Origin of the sequence: Pedobacter jamesrossensis (assembly GCF_042650905.1) — a bacterium.
Classification (GTDB): Bacteria; Bacteroidota; Bacteroidia; order Sphingobacteriales; family Sphingobacteriaceae; genus Pedobacter; species Pedobacter jamesrossensis.
The window spans coordinates 1-16128 of the sequence record NZ_JBHSBY010000134.1 but is presented as its reverse complement, the minus strand read 5'-3'; the positions used below and the strand labels follow the sequence as shown (position 1 = coordinate 16128).

The 16128-nt window shown below is 35.0% G+C and carries 19 protein-coding genes, 1 pseudogene and 1 riboswitch; of the genes and pseudogenes, 4 read left to right on the top strand and 16 right to left on the bottom strand.

Features of this window, described 5'->3' with window-relative positions; all coding sequences use genetic code 11:
* Window positions 1–11 precede the first annotated feature (11 nt).
* Genes ACFOUY_RS15455 through ACFOUY_RS15445 form a run of 3 tightly spaced genes read right to left on the bottom strand, consistent with a single transcriptional unit; the run spans window position 12 to window position 1653 of the window.
* Window positions 12–500: a pyridoxamine 5'-phosphate oxidase family protein gene (locus ACFOUY_RS15455; protein ID WP_378961900.1), complete on the bottom strand. Its 489-nt coding sequence runs from the start codon at window positions 498–500 to the stop codon at window positions 12–14.
* Window positions 501–554: 54 nt separating this feature from the next.
* On the bottom strand, window positions 555–1160 hold the full coding sequence (locus ACFOUY_RS15450) for a DNA-3-methyladenine glycosylase (protein WP_378961898.1): 606 nt from the start codon (window positions 1158–1160) through the stop codon (window positions 555–557).
* A 13-nt stretch (window positions 1161–1173) separates the two neighbouring features.
* On the bottom strand, window positions 1174–1653 hold the full coding sequence (locus ACFOUY_RS15445) for a GAF domain-containing protein (protein ID WP_378961896.1): 480 nt from the start codon (window positions 1651–1653) through the stop codon (window positions 1174–1176).
* Between the two features lie 111 nt (window positions 1654–1764).
* Between ACFOUY_RS15445 and ACFOUY_RS15440 the strand changes: the two genes are divergently transcribed.
* Both ACFOUY_RS15440 and ACFOUY_RS15435 read left to right on the top strand, forming a co-directional pair.
* Window positions 1765–2499 (top strand): DUF3291 domain-containing protein, encoded by a 735-nt coding sequence (locus ACFOUY_RS15440; RefSeq protein WP_378961894.1) that lies wholly within the window; start codon window positions 1765–1767, stop codon window positions 2497–2499.
* Between the two features lie 6 nt (window positions 2500–2505).
* Window positions 2506–2757, top strand: a complete 252-nt coding sequence (locus ACFOUY_RS15435; RefSeq protein ID WP_378961892.1) for a hypothetical protein — start codon at window positions 2506–2508, stop codon at window positions 2755–2757.
* Between the two features lie 412 nt (window positions 2758–3169).
* On the opposite strand, the gene ACFOUY_RS15430 is transcribed toward ACFOUY_RS15435, so the two are convergent.
* From ACFOUY_RS15430 to ACFOUY_RS15400, 7 genes are all read right to left on the bottom strand, one after another.
* Entirely contained in the window at window positions 3170–3505 is a 336-nt protein-coding gene (locus ACFOUY_RS15430) for a Dabb family protein (protein WP_378961891.1), read from the bottom strand.
* 95 nt (window positions 3506–3600) lie between these two features.
* Complete coding sequence (locus ACFOUY_RS15425) at window positions 3601–4098, bottom strand: YMGG-like glycine zipper-containing protein (RefSeq protein ID WP_378961888.1); 498 nt, start codon at window positions 4096–4098, stop codon at window positions 3601–3603.
* 130 nt (window positions 4099–4228) lie between these two features.
* Window positions 4229–4951, bottom strand: coding sequence for a Dph6-related ATP pyrophosphatase (locus tag ACFOUY_RS15420; protein ID WP_378961886.1), 723 nt, complete (start codon window positions 4949–4951; stop codon window positions 4229–4231).
* A complete protein-coding gene (locus ACFOUY_RS15415; RefSeq protein ID WP_378961884.1) occupies window positions 4944–5630 on the bottom strand; it encodes a Sir2 family NAD-dependent protein deacetylase in 687 nt (228 codons plus the stop codon). The genes ACFOUY_RS15420 and ACFOUY_RS15415 overlap by 8 nt, the downstream gene beginning before the upstream one ends.
* Window positions 5630–6565 (bottom strand): ABC transporter substrate-binding protein, encoded by a 936-nt coding sequence (locus tag ACFOUY_RS15410; RefSeq protein WP_378961882.1) that lies wholly within the window; start codon window positions 6563–6565, stop codon window positions 5630–5632. The genes ACFOUY_RS15415 and ACFOUY_RS15410 overlap by 1 nt, the downstream gene beginning before the upstream one ends.
* A 116-nt stretch (window positions 6566–6681) precedes the next feature.
* Complete coding sequence (locus ACFOUY_RS15405; protein WP_378961881.1) at window positions 6682–7272, bottom strand: DUF6580 family putative transport protein; 591 nt, start codon at window positions 7270–7272, stop codon at window positions 6682–6684.
* A 37-nt stretch (window positions 7273–7309) separates the two neighbouring features.
* The gene (locus tag ACFOUY_RS15400) at window positions 7310–9172 is read right to left on the bottom strand and encodes a TonB-dependent receptor plug domain-containing protein (protein WP_378961879.1); all 1863 of its coding nucleotides are present in this window, start codon (window positions 9170–9172) and stop codon (window positions 7310–7312) included.
* Between the two features lie 97 nt (window positions 9173–9269).
* A riboswitch (cobalamin riboswitch) is annotated at window positions 9270–9462 on the bottom strand.
* A gap of 105 nt (window positions 9463–9567) precedes the next feature.
* Here ACFOUY_RS15400 and ACFOUY_RS15395 point away from each other — a divergent pair.
* Both ACFOUY_RS15395 and ACFOUY_RS15390 read left to right on the top strand, forming a co-directional pair.
* On the top strand, window positions 9568–10815 hold the full coding sequence (locus ACFOUY_RS15395; RefSeq protein WP_378961877.1) for a serine hydrolase: 1248 nt from the start codon (window positions 9568–9570) through the stop codon (window positions 10813–10815).
* A gap of 105 nt (window positions 10816–10920) precedes the next feature.
* Window positions 10921–11253, top strand: coding sequence for a YegP family protein (locus ACFOUY_RS15390; RefSeq protein WP_378961875.1), 333 nt, complete (start codon window positions 10921–10923; stop codon window positions 11251–11253).
* Between the two features lie 63 nt (window positions 11254–11316).
* On the opposite strand, the gene rplT is transcribed toward ACFOUY_RS15390, so the two are convergent.
* From rplT to ACFOUY_RS15360, 6 genes and pseudogenes are all read right to left on the bottom strand, one after another.
* On the bottom strand, window positions 11317–11661 hold the full coding sequence (gene rplT, locus ACFOUY_RS15385) for a 50S ribosomal protein L20 (RefSeq protein ID WP_123206121.1): 345 nt from the start codon (window positions 11659–11661) through the stop codon (window positions 11317–11319).
* Between the two features lie 75 nt (window positions 11662–11736).
* Window positions 11737–11937 carry a 50S ribosomal protein L35 gene (gene rpmI / locus ACFOUY_RS15380; protein WP_056872807.1) on the bottom strand — a complete coding sequence of 67 codons (201 nt, stop codon included), beginning with the start codon at window positions 11935–11937 and terminating at the stop codon, window positions 11737–11739.
* Between the two features lie 29 nt (window positions 11938–11966).
* Window positions 11967–12536 carry a translation initiation factor IF-3 gene (gene infC, locus ACFOUY_RS15375; RefSeq protein ID WP_025144713.1) on the bottom strand — a complete coding sequence of 190 codons (570 nt, stop codon included), beginning with the start codon at window positions 12534–12536 and terminating at the stop codon, window positions 11967–11969.
* Window positions 12537–12553: 17 nt separating this feature from the next.
* On the bottom strand, window positions 12554–14479 hold the full coding sequence (gene thrS, locus ACFOUY_RS15370) for a threonine--tRNA ligase (protein ID WP_378961871.1): 1926 nt from the start codon (window positions 14477–14479) through the stop codon (window positions 12554–12556).
* 362 nt (window positions 14480–14841) lie between these two features.
* Window positions 14842–15149: pseudogene (locus ACFOUY_RS15365) on the bottom strand (acyltransferase family protein); the annotation flags it as partial.
* Window positions 15150–15341: 192 nt separating this feature from the next.
* Window positions 15342–16128: reverse transcriptase domain-containing protein (locus tag ACFOUY_RS15360; protein WP_378961870.1), on the bottom strand; the 787-nt coding region annotated here is incomplete at its 5' end.

Sequence of the window (16128 nt, the reverse complement as noted above, 5' to 3'; positions counted from 1 at the left end):
ATTAATTTTAACTAAAATTTAATTGTGTCGTGCTTACCCAAATCAGGGGTGTCGCCTGTAACGACTGCTTTTAAAATACTAAAAAGAACTACAATTTTTGATGATGAAGAATCCCAATACTCAGCCTCTTCTGGTGTAACTTTTATTAAAATCAATCTTGGGTCTTCAACTCCATCATGAAACCAAGCTTTAACGAAAGGCGAAAAATAAGCTTCTTTTCTTAATTTATCATCAATCAATTCAGCCTTGCCCTTTACGGTTAAATATGTGTTTTTAGAAGGATCGCTATAAGCCAACAACACGTTATCATCTTTCGAAATTTCTTTTGATTTAAGGGAATATTCATTAGTATAAAACCATAAGCTCCCATCATCTTCTATTTTAGCCGTACCCATCGGTCTGCTCCCTAATTCATTGTTACTTGAGAATGTTGTAAACATACAAGTGCGAACACTTTCTGCCATTTCTTTTAAAATTGATATGTTTTTTTCGTTTTTCATAACTCTTGGTATTTATGAAAGAACAGAATCGAGCAAAGAAATGTTTGAAAAAAATTAGACTTTATTTGGTTTGCTTACATACTTATTACCCTTTACAAAAAAGCGTAAAGGTAATAAAGCGTGTTCTTGTGCATAAGCAATGCCAACTCGCGGTGTTGTTGCGATTTGTTCATGACTTAAACTAATATGCTGATCTTCTATCCAGATTTCATCACCAAGTAAATCTTTGGCATTAAACGTTCTATCAATGCCCAAGGCTTTAGCAGCTGAACCAGGCCCAGAAGATATTGCTGCCTTAGAACGTGGCATATTTCTTCGCTCCTCCATAATTTCTATTCCAACTAAAGGTTCTATTGCTCTAATTAAAACAGCATTAGGATTATCTTTGGCAGAAGTAACAACATTAAAGAGGTTGTGCATTCCATAACAGAGATAAACGTATGAAACTCCACCTTGGGCGTACATGGTTTCCGTTCGTGGCGTTCTCTTCCCGCCGTAGGCATGAGAGGCTTTATCTTGAATTCCAAAATAAGCTTCAGTTTCTACGATGATACCTGCTGTAGTCTCATCATTAATTTTGGTGTATAAAACTTTACCCAGCAAGTCTTTAGCAAGGTTAATAACATCTTCATTAAGATAGTATTCCTGATTTAGTTTCAAAATTTTAACTAAATTATTTATTTAATATAATTGAGATAACTTTTTCTAAATAAAGCTTATCTATTTCGTCGAAGTGATTTAAAAACTCGCTATCTACATCCAATACACCAATAACTTCTCCGTCTTTAATCAATGGCAAAACGATTTCAGATTTAGATGCAGATGCACACGCAATATGACCTGGAAATTCATCAACATTAGGTACGATTATAGATTCTGCTTGCAGCCATGAAGAACCGCAAACGCCTTTACCTTTTTTAATTCGTGTACAGGCAACTGGCCCTTGAAATGGCCCAAGAACCAATTCATCGTTTTTTACCAAATAAAAACCTACCCAAAACCAATTGAACTGTTCTTTTAATGCAGCACAAACATTAGCTAAATTGGCGATGAAATCCGTTTCACCATGCAATAAACCTTCTATTTGAGGAATTAGAGATTTGTATTGTTCTTCTTTCGTGGTATTTCTACTTATAGTTAAATCTTCTGCCATTATATTTATATTATCTGTTAAGCAAAACTAATCAGGATTTATTGCATTTAATGAATTTAGCTATTATATGACTAAATTTTGAAACACATCATATCGTTAAAATCCTTAGTTTTGACCGAATTAATCCTATTGAACATGATTGTAGCTTTAACCATTACTAAGTATCGCACACTAACAATTCCGTTTGCTTTTTTAGGGATGGCCATTTTGCGCTTACCACTTTTGTTAAATAAGAAATGTAAATTTTGGAAATTAATGGGTAGCGGTAAAAATGCTCAGGTTGATTTAGGTCCTGATTTTAAGCACTGGGCTATTTTAACTACATGGGAAAATAAGTTAGACTATGATGATTTTTACAGCAAATCATTCACTATAAAATGGTTTAAATTTTTTGGCGTAGAAGAATTTACTATTTTACTAAAGCCTTTAGCTAGTCATGGTTTATGGTCAGGTGTTGAGCCTTTTAAGGTTAATAAAGATGAAAGAACAATAGAAGGTAGAGTTGCCGTGATTACCAGAGCTGCCATTAATTTTGGTAAAGTGAAAGAGTTTAGACAAAACATAAAAAGAGCTGCCGACGGAATGAGAAAAGCACAGGGATTTATTCTATCTGCAGGTGTTGGTGAAAATCCATTTTTCGACCAGGCAACATTTTCTATTTGGGAAAACGCCGAAAGCATGAAAAACTACGCATATAAATCTTTTGACCATTCTGACGTAATTAAGCTTACCAGAGAACGTAAATGGTATTCAGAAGAGTTGTTTGCCCGCTTTGCTATTTTAGAAAGCCACGGAGCTTTAAACGGCGTAAATATTGAGAATTACAAACCTAATACTGAACAATAATTAAAAATGAGAGTTATAGCAGAACTTCCACATCCTGAATGTAAGATCACAATCTTTTCGATGAACCAAAAATACATTGCAAAATTTGAGCAAGGCACTTTTGAGCAAAGTTACAAGGTAGCGGAGCTTGATTTGAGTGGAGGAGGTGTTAATGATGTGCTCGAAATATTAGACGAAGAGTTTATCTCAACAGTAATAGAAAGATTTAAAATTATGAGAGGCGATTTTACAGCAGCCTACAAAAGACACCAATTTTAGTTAATTGTATCACTTAACTATCTGATTTACAGATAGTAAAATAGCTAATCAAAATTTAATTTTGAAAAAGTACCTGTATTTACCACTAAAATCTATGTTTATTTTATATTTTTGTTTAGTATAAGTATTATAACTTACTGATATATTGACTATTAAAGCATAACACAAAATATAATTCTGAGGGTTAATTCTACCAAATTAATGAGAAGTTTACAATATTTTCATTTTTTTATCAGCTTTTCCGATCATTTATAAACCCAGCATAAAAAAATACTTTTTGGTTCATAAACAAAAATTCCATGCTGGTTTTAAACCAGCATGGAATTTAATCTCAATATCGTTAACAAAAATATTGTAGTAAATGTCGGGACTATATTCGCCACGAACTACAGGTTTTGCTTTTCTAAATATTTTAAGCAATCACGGTATCGTGAACCACTACTCTATACCAGTTTTTAGAAAATTTCTCAACCGCATCTAAATGTGTTTTATCTTCCTGGTATGCATTATGGTCTGCAATGTTTGCAAAGGTTATTGTTAGCGAATAAGTAAATGAATTATCGGTTACCGGTCGAATAGGTGTATTAGCCGCCAAACCATAATTTAATGTTTTGATGAATTTGATTGGTTTTAAGCTTTCGAAGAAATTTGCAAACTCAGTTATTTCGGTTTTAGTGAGTTGTGGTTTTAACCAAAACATTACAAAGTGCTGTATTTGTCCTTTGTCAGCTATATTGTTTTCAGTCATGGGAGTTTTTATTTTAAATATAGAAATCATTTTTTTAGTCACAAAAAAAGCGCTTCGATTTTCACCGAAACGCTTTCTTAAATATAAGGACCTAACTAATTTTTAGGTTGCACACGACCAGATTTTCTGTCTTCGCCTCTACCGATTAAATAACCACCGCCAGCACCAGCTAAACCACCGATAATTGCGCCACGACCTTTTTTCTTATCAATTAAAGCACCGCCTACTGCACCTGCTGCTGCACCAATTACTGTACCCTTAGCAGCATCACTCCAACCTGTTTTTTTAGCAGTTGGTTGTGTACCTCCGTAAGAGCTAGAACTACCACCAGATGTTGTAGCATAAGATTTAGAAGATCTTGAACCTGCTTTTCTTGCTGCAGCTAACTCAGCTTGATGTTGCGCTTCTTTTTCGGCTTCAACTTTTGCAGTTTCTGCTCTTTTAAAGCTATCTAACCTTAAACTATCTTTCACAGCCTTAACAGCCAATTGTTTTTCTGCTTCTTGTTGTTTTAATGCAGCTTCTTCTTTTGCTTTATTGTTACAAGCAAACATTACTGAACTTAATGCGATTACTACAAATATCTTTTTCATAACGTTTAATTTTCATTACTCTTCTTTTAACCACCTAACCCGGTTAAAAAAGTTTCATTTGGGATGTATAATTTAGTTAATAATCAATACTAAAGAAAAAATGATGCCAAAAATTTTTAAAATTGTAAAACTAATCTAATAAGTCAATATACCAAAAACCTAAATCAGTTGATTCTGAATCAGTTTCAACTTCATTATCGGTATTTTTTGTTGGATTATTATAAGTTCGATATACAAGCTCTCCAACCTCGAAATTGACTATTTTCTTGAATATTGGACCTTCGAAGGCAAAAGTATGAAACTCGCCACTTTCACCACAGGGGTCTATATTTTTTGGTAAGGCGCTAATTAAAGATTGTGTAATTACTTTTCCACAAATGAATTTGAGATTTTGCTGCGTACAAACTATGATGGTTTTATAGTTCAATTTAAGAAATTCATTAATTAATAAAGTCGTATCTTTTTTCCATAAAGGAAAAATTGCTTTTAAGCCAACTTCGGCAAGTTTTTCTTCCCGATATTGCCGTAAATCTTCTAAAAATATGTCGCCAAAAATAGAATGCGTTATGCCTTCATCTTTGAATTTCTGAAGATGAATTCGCATTGTATTATCATAGGTTTCCATATCGGGCATTTCTGGCAAACGAATTTGATACAATGGAATACCAATGCTTTCTGCCTGTTTAATTAGTAAGCTTTCGCGAACGCCATGCATAGAAACCCGCTTGTATTTTTCTGTTAGCGTTGTAATAAGATACTTTATTTCAATAGTTTCATCTTGTAATGCGTAATGTAAAGCCAGTGTGCTATCTTTTCCACCGCTCCAATTAAAAATGCAAAGCTTCTTATTCATTATTTAAAAGGATATCTTTTAGAGATGCTACACCGTTAACAGCAGTTCGTTCTATTGCTATTATGTTTTTGTAACGCCTTACTTCGGGTATTTTTGGATCTACAATGTATTTTGGAACTGATGATGGAATAAAATCTATTAAGCCAGCAGCCGGATAGACAGCCAAAGATGTACCAATTAGCACAAAAATATCTGCCTTCTTACAAATTTCTGCAGCAACCTCAATCATTGAAACAGATTCGCCAAACCAAACCACATGCGGACGCAGCTGCGAGCCTAATTCGCATAGTTCGCCCATTCGTATCTCTGAGCCATTAATTTGGTAAGTAAGGCTTGATTTGATATTGGATTGAGATTTTGTAATTACCCCATGAAGATGAGTAACTTTTGTTGAGCCTGCCCTTTCGTGTAAATCATCTATATTCTGTGTGATAATTTCAACATCAAAATCTTTTTCGAGTTCGGCCAAAATGGAATGTGCCAAATTTGGCTGAGCAGCTAAAACTTGTCTTCTTCTTTCATTATAAAATTCCTGAACCAATTCAGGATTTCTTTCCCACGCCTCTGGTGTTGCCACATCGTAAATGTTATAACCTTCCCACAGTCCGTCAGAATCGCGAAAAGTTTTCAAGCCACTTTCTGCACTAATCCCTGCCCCTGTTAAAACAACTAATTTCATTATCTGCTTAAAACTTCGATTTTAGAATAGTTTACAAATTTCTTAGCAATAAACTCATCTGCCGTAAATATTTCGGGGTGAAACATGCAAGCCAGGGCTTCAATACCTTCAACCAAAGTACCTACACTTGGTTGGGTAAACATATCAAAGTCTGCTATGTAAACCTGGTTATTTTTCACAGCTTCCAAATCATCCCAACCTTTTTTAGATGTTAGTAAAGGCATTTCTTCTATGCTTCTGGCTACATCAAAACCACATGGCGCTATAACCAAAACCTGTGGATTGTATTTTACAATTTTCTCCCATTGGGTTACAATAGAATCTCCTGCCGGATTAGAAAGCATATCTACACCACCTGCAGCGGCAATTTGAAAAGGAATCCAATGTCCGCAGTTATAAATTGGCTCAATCCATTCCATCAACATTATGCGTTTTAAAGGCGCTTTATTTGCTCTTAACTCATCCAGAATATAATCTGTTTTCTTTTGAAGATTAGCTAGATAATTTAAGGCAACTTCTTCCTTGCCCATTGCTTTAGCAATAGTTATGGCACATTCAAAAACATCTTGCAAATTATTTGGTGATAAAGGAACGAGGGTTGGCTGTTTGCTAAGTTTCATTACTGCTGTTTCGGTGCAAACGGTGTCAATATTGCAAACCTCACAAATATCTTGTGTAAAAACGATATCAGGCGAAATGCTTTCCAGCAACTCATCATCTACCCAATACAAGCTTTTCCCCTGCGCTTTCGAGGCTGAAAAAATCTTATCAATTTCTATACTAGAATAATTTTTTCCTTCTAATATGCAGCGAACAATTTTAGGCATGTTTGCAGCTTCTTTTGGGCATTCGAAAGTAACGCCGTACAAATATTCCTGCAAACCCATATCGTAAATCATTTTGGTAGCAGCGGGTAAAAAAGAAACAACCTTCATATTGTGGTAAATGTGATAAGTAAAGTAAAATGGATGATGTAACCTGGAATAAAGTTAAAAAAAATCCTCTTTTGAAATTAATCGAAAGAGGATTTTATTATTCGTTTTAAGAACTATTATATCTTTTGTGTCTGTAATTTTAACACTGGATACTTCGCTTTTAAAATTTCGAAAGCTCCGAAAAGAATTGCGCCATAAATTACAGTTCCTTCTAAAAATCTAATTTCGAAAGGAATCGCTCTTTCCAGGCATAACCAAAAACCAGCTAAATCTTGTGTATAAGATGGGTTTCTAAACCAAATCGGAAAATCAGTTACAATCCAGTGTATTAAAACTATAACCAATGTTGATGCTAATAAATTAGCTATCGTTATATTTTTTAGCATTAATCTTCCAACTAAAACCATTAAAGCAAATGCTCCGTAAACCCAATACCAACCTTCGTATAAAAAGCCGCTACTGTATTTACTGAAAATAGTTGTCGATAAAACAAAATCGCTTAAAAATAAACTTAATAAAGGAAAAGCAAATGCTTTCAAATTATCTTTAAAGTAAGCGCCACCAAAAAGTGCAACTGCCCCTATCGATGAAAAATTAGCAAACTTCAATTCATCAGAATTAAATGTTACCAGTAAACGGAAACCCGTTATTGCCAATATCATTAATAATAACAATAAAGTGCGTGGGTTAAATTTTAAATGAGCCATTTTATATTGGTTAATTATTTTGCAAAGTTAAATTTTCTTATCGGATATTAAAACTTACGCCTGTATTAAAATTGAAACCCATGCTATTATAGCCGATAATTTCATTATACTTTTCATCTAGTATGTTTTTAGCATCGAAGAATATTTTAACACGTTTGTTTGCTAATGAATATTCTGCATAAGCGCTTAATAATTTGTAAGCTGGTAAAGTATCAACCGTATAAGTGCTGAAATTACCATCAGTACGATTTCCGAAATAGCGGTAATTTGCGCTAACGAATAAATTTGTAGTAGCCTGAACGCCTGCAGTTATGCCAAAAGTATTTTTTGGTCTGCGGAAAAGATAATCTGCAATGGCGTTATCTACGAAGTTAAATTCATTTCCTTCAACATAAGCGTAATAACCATTTAAGCTAAACTTTCCAAACTTAACAGCTGGCTCAACTTCAAAACCCTTAGTTTTTTGGCTAACCTGATTAACATATCCTGCAGGGAAAGCATAAATAATTGCATCTTTTAAATCGCGTTTAAAACCAGCTAATCTTAAAGTAAATTTCTCATCAGCAAAGCTGAAGTTAACTCCAGCCTCATAATTTTGAGACTTTTCGGGCTTCAAATCTAAATTAGCACCAAACTGACCAAACAACATATTTAATGTTGGCACTTTAAAAGCTGTTGATACTGTACCAAATAATTTTATTTCCTTAATAATGTTGATTCTTGGTGTAACTGAATAAGTATAGTTCTCACCATATTGCTCGTGTTTGTTGTAACGACCACCAACCTCTAAGTTAAATACACTTAAATCATGTAAAAATAATGAACCATAAGCTGCAAAAATATTGGCTTTTGGAGATTTACCAGCCGAAACAAGCTTCATTACTCGATTATCTATACCTACCAGTAAATCTAACTTATTGTTAAGCTTTTGGTTGTAAAATACATCTACAATTGAGATTTTACCTTGAGAAAAACTTGGAAACGAACTATGAGAATCGTTTGAAGTGCTTTCATAGCTATAGTTTAAAGTTACTTTACCTGTAGCAAATTCATATTTTGCATTTGTACCAGCAGCAACGTTTTTAAGAATCGAATAGTTTCCTGCATCCACAAAAGCACCACCATCAAAACTATAGTTACCATAGTAATAGCGCACAAAAGGATTTACAGAGAAATGCTTATCTAATTTTACTCCGAAATTTGCATTTAAAGCACCCGTTCTGAAACCATCCTTATCAAATTCTGCACTGTTTCCTTCCGGATTAGCCGCTTCAGAAATACCATTACTTTTATTCTGAGTATAATTAACGTTATATGTAAAACCTTCTACCCCTCCATTTAAGCCAATAGTACCTTTTAAAGTTTCGTAACTGCCAATACTTGCAACACCATAAATTGTGTTTCCATTCGGACCACCTTTTTTAGTGATGATGTTAATTACGCCTGCAACTGCATCCGAACCGTAAATTGTAGATTGGCCACCTCTTAAAATTTCGATATGGTCTATTTGGTCGATTGATAAAAGACGTAAATCGAAAGCGCCGCCATTTCCTGATGGGTCGTTTTGTACAATTCCATCAATTAAAACAACAGCATAAGCACTACCCGCACCACGGAAAAATACCGATTTATTTAAACCTGGGTTACTGCTCGAACCTGCAACGATAATACCTGCCTGCTCGCTAATTAATTCTGGTAATGATTTACCATGACTACGTTCTAAAGTTTCTTTGCTAATAATGGTAACCACCTTACCAGTTTGCGATTGCTTCTGGTCGTTTTTTGTAGCCGTAATTACAACATCTTTCAGTTGTAAACTGTCTTGTGCATTAGCCAATTGGCTAATTGTTAATTGTACAAACCCCAGGCCTGCAGCAATTAAAATTCTTTTTTTGTTCATTTGATTGTGAGTTTTGCCCACAGCCAACAGATTAGGAAAGGAAATGAAAATACGAAAACGTTTAGTACCTCAAACCTAGCTTCAATCCCCGAAAGCTATGAAATTATACGCTAAGGCAGGTCTTCTGACTTACTCCCGTTTTTTCTGCCTTCCCGAATCAGAATTGAAACAGTGGCTTTTTGAATGAAAAAACGTTATAGAGCTTACAGCTGCGGGACAGTTGCAGAATTACACTGCATTCCCTTTTAATTCCGGTTGTAAAGCCGGAAACCAAAAGCGCTGCAAAAGTAGGTATTAAAGCTGAAAGACCAAAGGTTAAAACAAAAAGCTTTTTATCCTATTTAAATAACCGATTAAGAAATGATTATTTTAACTTTAAATATCAAATCCGAATTATGAAATCTATTCTCCTTTTTGTATTTTCCGTAATGAGTTTATCTGCTATCGCTCAAAAAATAGATACCGTTTTTCTAAATAAATTATTAGAATCTAAACCTGAATTCTTTGGAAGCATATTAAACCACGCAGATAAAAACCAGGTACAAATTCTTTATACACAGATTAATCGCGATGCTAAAAACAAACCAAGTTTTAAAAGCTATAGTTACAATTTAAATCCACAGCATTACTTCTACCCTGCCAGCACCGTTAAATTAGCCGCCGTAATTTTCGCTTTAGAGAAAGTTAATCGTTTAAAAGCAACGGGAATTACAGTCAAAAGCACCATGATAACAGATAGCGCTTTTAAGGGTCAAACCAAGGTTTTAAAAGATAGTTCAGCTCAAAATAGCCTGCCATCAATTGAACATTATATCAAAAAAATTCTTTTAACCAGCGATAACGATGCTTTTAATAGATTGTTTGAGTTTATTGGAAGAGCGGAATTAAACGAAAAATTAAAGAAAAATGGACTTCTGAATAGTAGAATTTTAAACCGCTTAGCCATCGGTGATGCTGGTGAAACCGCTAAACATACTAATCCAATTAAATTTTACAATGGTGATAAACTGGTTTACAATCAAGAAGCGCAATATGACCCAAAAGAATATGATTTGGTTTTAACCAATACAGTAATGGGTAAGGGTTATTTAGATAGCTCTGACAAATTGGTAAATAAGCCTTTCAGCCTGGAGAATAAAAATGCTTTTGCAATTAACGACCAGCAAAAGCTAATGCAAAAACTAATCCTACCAGAAGTTTTTCCTGCCAACGAACGCTATAATTTAACTCCGGATGATTATCAATTGATTTACACCTACATGAGCAAATTGCCAACAGAAAGCAATTATCCTAAATATGATGAAAAAGAATTTTGGCCAACCTATGCTAAAATGCTGTATTACGGTAGAGATAAAAACGCAGATTTAAACCCAGACATTAGAATATTTAATAAGTATGGTGATAGTTATGGTTACATAATCGATAATTCTTACTTCGTAGATTTTAAAAATGGAATTGAGTTTTTCTTAACCGCAGTTATTCAAAGTAATGAAGATGGAATTTTCAATGATAATAAGTATGAATACGAAACGGTTTGTTATCCTTTTATGAAAAATTTAGGTAGAAGCATTTACGAAGTAGAATTGAAAAGAGCAAAAAAGCAAAAACCAGATTTGAGTAAGTTTAAAATGGATTATAAATAATATATATTCAAAATTAGCAAACAAATTTTGAAAAAATTATAACTTTAATTCAAATCGTCCCGGGCTAGAGTATTAATAATTAATTTTTAACTTAATAATTTTATAATGGGAAAATTTGTAATCAGTAAAAGAAAAAATGGTGAGTTTCAGTTTAATTTAGCGGCAGGAAATGGTCAGGTAATTTTAAGCAGTGAAGGTTATTCTGCAAAATCCAGTTGTGAAAACGGTATTGAATCTGTTAGAAAAAATTCGCAAGACGATTCTAAATTCGACAAGAAAACTTCAAGCAGCGGAAAAGCTTATTTTAATTTAAAAGCGACTAATGGACAAATCATTGGTTCGAGTGAAATGTACGAGAGTGAAACTTCAAGAGATAATGGAATAGCATCGGTTCAGACTAATGCTCCTGATGCATCGATAGACGATCAAACACTTTAAAACAAAAAAGTCCTGATTTACATCAGGACTTTTTTAATATTATAATCGCCGAGGCGAAAATTTCTATTTTACTGCATCAATTACAGCTTTGAAAGCTTCAGGATGATTCATTGCTAAATCAGCTAATACTTTACGGTTTAAACCGATTTCTTTTGAAGCTAGTTTACCGATTAATTGAGAGTAAGAAATACCATGCTGACGAGCACCTGCATTAATACGTTGGATCCATAATCCGCGGAATTCTCTTTTCTTAACCTTACGGTCACGGTATGCATATTGCAAACCTTTTTCTACTGTGTTTTTAGCAACAGTATAAACTTTACTTCTTGCTCCCCAATAGCCTTTGGCCATATTAAGGATTTTCTTTCTTCTTCTTCTCGAAGCTACTGCGTTTACCGAACGTGGCATGTTGTTGTTGTTTTTTGGCAAGCGGCGTTCCGTTTAATCGGAAACTTAAAGCCTGATACCTGGTGAATTAATAAATTACTTTCCGATACAAAGCATACGCTTAACGTTACCAGTATCTGCAGCTGTTACCATGCTAGCATTTCCTAAGGCACGTTTACGTTTAGTACTCATCTTTGTTAAGATGTGACTTTTGTATGCGTTGTTTCTCTTGATTTTACCTGTTCCAGTAAGCGAAAAACGCTTTTTAGCACTGGAATTGGTTTTCATTTTTGGCATAACCTGTTTTTTAATTTATAAACCTATTTTTATTTTTTTGCTACTTTAGGCGCAACTGTAAGGAACATACGTTTACCTTCTAATTTTGGTAATAACTCTACTTTTCCTACATCTTCCAAAGCCTGGGCAAATTTTAATAATAAAATCTCTCCCTGTTCTTTGTAAACAATTGCTCTACCTTTAAAATGCACGTAAGCTCTAACTTTCTCACCACTCTCTAAAAAGCTTATTGCATGTTTTAATTTAAATTGAAAATCGTGGTCGTTCGTATTAGGACCGAAACGAATCTCCTTAATAACAGTTTGCTTAGCGTTTGATTTTATCTCTTTCTGCTTTTTCTTTTGCTCGTAAACAAACTTGCTATAATCAATAATTCTACAAACCGGAGGAACTGCGTTTGGAGAAATCTCTACCAAATCCAACTCCAGTTCATCAGCAAGTGCCAAAGCTTTTGCCAAAGGATAAATCCCTGGTTCAACATTATCGCCAGCTAAACGCACTTCAGGCGATTTTATGTACTGATTAATGTTATGTTCTGCTTCTTTTTTCTTAAAAGGTGGACGTGGTCCCCTGTTAAATCCTGGTCTTCCTAATGCCAAATGTGTATTGTTTTAATTTAAACTGTTATTTCTTTTCTTAATAAGTTGTTGAATTCTTCCAACGTCATTTCACCTAAATCACCTTCTCCATGTTTTCTAACCGAAACTTTTCCTTCGGCCATCTCTTTATCACCGATAATGAGCATATAAGGGATTTTTTTAACTTCCGCGTCGCGTATTTTGCGACCAATTTTCTCATCTCGAAAGTCAATCAGCCCGCGAATATCGGAATTATTTAGCTCATCTAAAACTTTTTTTGCATAATCTTCATATTTTTCTGAAATAGGAAGGATTGTAAACTGCTCCGGACTTAACCATAATGGGAAGTTTCCGGCACAATGTTCAATCAAAACCGCAATAAATCTTTCTAATGAACCAAATGGTGCACGGTGAATCATTACAGGTCTGTGCTTTTGGTTATCACTACCTGTGTATTCTAATTCGAAACGTTCTGGCAGGTTGTAATCAACCTGAATGGTTCCTAATTGCCATTTTCTACCCAAAGCATCTTTAACCATAAAATCTAGCTTAGGACCATAAAATGCCGCTTCACCATATTCTACAACTGTATTTAGACCTTTTTCTGCCGCTGCTTCGATAATTGCATTTTCAGATAATCTCCAGTTTTCATCAGAACCTATATATTTCGATTTATTTTCTGGGTCTCTTAACGAAATTTGAGCTGTATAATCTTCAAAACCTAAAGATTTGAATACGTAAAGTACCAAATCGATAACTTTTTTAAACTCTTCTTTTACTTGTTCTGGCATACAGAATAAGTGTGCATCATCTTGAGTAAAACCACGTACACGAGTTAAACCGTGTAATTCGCCGCTTTGTTCGTAACGATAAACAGTACCAAACTCGGCAAAGCGAACAGGTAAATCTTTATAAGAACGTGGCTTAGTTTTATAAATCTCGCAGTGATGCGGACAATTCATTGGTTTTAAGAAGAACTCCTCTCCTTCTTGCGGAGTTTTTATTGGTTGAAAAGAATCTTTACCATATTTCTCCCAGTGACCAGAAGTTACATATAAATTCTTGTGACCAATGTGAGGAGTAACAACTTGCTCATAACCAGCTTTTGCTTGCGCTTTAGTTAAAAAGTTAACCAAACGTTCGCGTAAAGCTGTTCCCTTAGGCAACCATAAAGGTAAACCCATACCTACTTTTTCTGAGAAAGCAAATAATTCAAGTTCTTTTCCGAGTTTACGATGATCGCGTTTTTTAGCTTCTTCAATCATTAAAAGATATTCAGTAAGCTCGCTAGCCTTTGGAAAAGTTACGCCATATATACGGGTTAATTGTTTTTTAGTTTCGTCGCCTCTCCAATAAGCCCCAGCCACATTCATCAGTTTTACTGCTTTTATAAAACCAGTATTTGGAATATGCGGACCACGGCATAAATCGGTAAATTGACCTTGAGAGTAGAAAGTAATCTTTCCATCTTCCAAACCATCAATTAAATCTAGTTTGTACTCATCGCCTTTTTCGGTGAAATATTTAATTGCATCAGCTTTGCTAACACTTTTACGAGTAAAAGTTTCTTTTTGCTTAGCCAGTTCAATCATTTTGGTTTCGATGGCTTTGAAGTCATCCGAAGAAAATTCTTTATCGCCAAAATCTACATCGTAATAGAAACCAGTTTCAATTGCAGGACCAATACCAAATTTAGTACCAGGATAAAGCGCTTCTAATGCTTCGGCCATTAAGTGGGCAGATGAATGCCAAAAAGTTGACTTTCCTTCTACATCATTCCATGTTAAAAGTTTTACAGAAGAATCTGCTTCAATTGGACGAGTCGAATCCCAAACTTCTCCGTTTACTTCGGCAGCTAAAACGTTTCTGGCTAAACCCTCAGAAATTGATAATGCAATTTGATGGGCAGATGTGCCCTTTTCATACTGACGAACAGAGCCGTCAGGTAAAGTAATATTAATCATCTACAACTATGATTTACCTCTAAATCCCCTAGAGAGGACTTTTTGAAGTTGTTTATAAAAAAGTGAATTCTAAATCACATACAAAGTGATTTTATTTTATACAAAGATGCTGTTTTTTATGCTGAAAAGCAAGTTTTTATTAGATAAATAGCCTTCTAAACAGAATCAAAAATACTTTAGGCCTTAACTTTAAGCCATTTATTTTTGAGATAATTGCTTATAGGAATATCTATAAATCTATAAACACCATAACCAGATAAGCAAAAAGAATAAGGAGTATAACGCAAACTGGGATTATTAATTTTAATATTAATATATCTGGCTTAATCGTGGTAACATAAGTTAGGAATATCCAAAGGAAAGAGTACAGAGCCTATGATTACTAATGGGTGTAGACGAATAAGTCTGAGCTTGAAAAACTGTGTCATTCCGATTTCCTTAGCTCTTGTATAGTAAGCGTATGCGATTACAAAGCCAGACAAGACAAACAGAAGAAAAAATCGACAGCCAGATAACCATGTCCAATAAAGTTTTTGCTATAATCTGTAATTGCGATTTCCATGAAATGAAAAAGTACTACAGCTATTGCAGCTATTCCTCTTAAACCATCTAAAATTTCGAAATGCTTTTTGGTTTTTAATAATGTATTACTGGTTTGTTGGTCAGTCACAATTGGTTAGATTAAGTTATTCCCAATATTAAACAATTTGCCTCACCACGCGAAAATTAGCCGTTGTTGTAACCAAAAATATACAGTTTAATCAGTAGGTTGTTAAAATCGAGTAGGAAGACTGGGATTATTTCCCAGCCTGTCCTCTCACATCACCGTACGTACCGTTCGGTATACGGCGATTCCTCTAGTTTAGTTTCGTACATCGGAGTAGCTCTTTGCCAATGAAGGATATCCAGCAGCCTCCAATCGTTTGGTGGTTACCGAGCTAGAAAGAATTGGGCTATTCGATGTTCGCCACAGACTTTTCCTCGTGTTTGCGAACTGGAATGCTTTAGCTCTTTCAATGCCGAGTTTAACCAGATTGGCTATCCGTGTTCTCACCAGTTTCCATTGTTTCCAAAATATCATACGAAGCCGCCTTCGAAGCCACTCGTCTGTTCTAGATAATAATGATTTCATATCGGCGAGCTTGAAGTATCCGACCCAGCCAGTTACAAACTGTTTAAGTTTGTCTTTTCGCTGATCATTGCTCCATCCATTACTGCGGGAGGTAAGCATCCTCAGCTTGGCTTTCATCCGTGAGGCACTTTTTGGGTGCGTCCTTAGACGCCATAATCCTTTGGTTTTATAAAATGAGTAGCCCAGGAATTTGGCATTCCCTGCATACTCCACTTTACTTTTTTCGAGGTTAACACCCAAGAAAAGCTTATCCCTGATGAACCGGACTGTACTGGCCATGGTACGTTGCGCACCGCGTTTGCTCCTGCAGAAGACCACTAGGTCATCTGCATAACGGACAAAGCGATGCCCCCGTTTGGTTAGTTCTTTGTCGAGTTCATTCAGCATGATATTGCTTAATAGTGGGCTCAGTGGGCCTCCCTGGGGCACCCCAAGGTTCGTTTGTTCGAACTTACCTGCTACAATTACGCCCGACCTTAGGTACTTATGGATTAAAGAGATCATCCTGCCATCCTTG

Excerpts from the sequence above, each read along its gene's own strand:
- ACFOUY_RS15445 (WP_378961896.1), bottom strand. The coding sequence starts at position 1,653 with ATGGCAGAAGATTTAACTATAAGTAGAAATACCACGAAAGAAGAACAA.
- ACFOUY_RS15410 (WP_378961882.1), bottom strand. The coding sequence starts at position 6,565 with ATGAAGGTTGTTTCTTTTTTACCCGCTGCTACCAAAATGATTTACGAT.
- ACFOUY_RS15420 (WP_378961886.1), bottom strand. The coding sequence starts at position 4,951 with ATGAATAAGAAGCTTTGCATTTTTAATTGGAGCGGTGGAAAAGATAGC.
- rpmI (WP_056872807.1), bottom strand. The coding sequence starts at position 11,937 with ATGCCAAAAATGAAAACCAATTCCAGTGCTAAAAAGCGTTTTTCGCTT.
- ACFOUY_RS15405 (WP_378961881.1), bottom strand. The coding sequence starts at position 7,272 with ATGGCTCATTTAAAATTTAACCCACGCACTTTATTGTTATTATTAATG.
- ACFOUY_RS15415 (WP_378961884.1), bottom strand. The coding sequence starts at position 5,630 with ATGAAATTAGTTGTTTTAACAGGGGCAGGGATTAGTGCAGAAAGTGGC.
- thrS (WP_378961871.1), bottom strand. The coding sequence starts at position 14,479 with ATGATTAATATTACTTTACCTGACGGCTCTGTTCGTCAGTATGAAAAG.
- ACFOUY_RS15390 (WP_378961875.1), top strand. The coding sequence starts at position 10,921 with ATGGGAAAATTTGTAATCAGTAAAAGAAAAAATGGTGAGTTTCAGTTT.
- ACFOUY_RS15395 (WP_378961877.1), top strand. The coding sequence starts at position 9,568 with ATGAAATCTATTCTCCTTTTTGTATTTTCCGTAATGAGTTTATCTGCT.
- ACFOUY_RS15435 (WP_378961892.1), top strand. The coding sequence starts at position 2,506 with ATGAGAGTTATAGCAGAACTTCCACATCCTGAATGTAAGATCACAATC.
- rplT (WP_123206121.1), bottom strand. The coding sequence starts at position 11,661 with ATGCCACGTTCGGTAAACGCAGTAGCTTCGAGAAGAAGAAGAAAGAAA.
- ACFOUY_RS15400 (WP_378961879.1), bottom strand. The coding sequence starts at position 9,172 with ATGAACAAAAAAAGAATTTTAATTGCTGCAGGCCTGGGGTTTGTACAA.
- ACFOUY_RS15425 (WP_378961888.1), bottom strand. The coding sequence starts at position 4,098 with ATGAAAAAGATATTTGTAGTAATCGCATTAAGTTCAGTAATGTTTGCT.
- ACFOUY_RS15455 (WP_378961900.1), bottom strand. The coding sequence starts at position 500 with ATGAAAAACGAAAAAAACATATCAATTTTAAAAGAAATGGCAGAAAGT.
- ACFOUY_RS15430 (WP_378961891.1), bottom strand. The coding sequence starts at position 3,505 with ATGACTGAAAACAATATAGCTGACAAAGGACAAATACAGCACTTTGTA.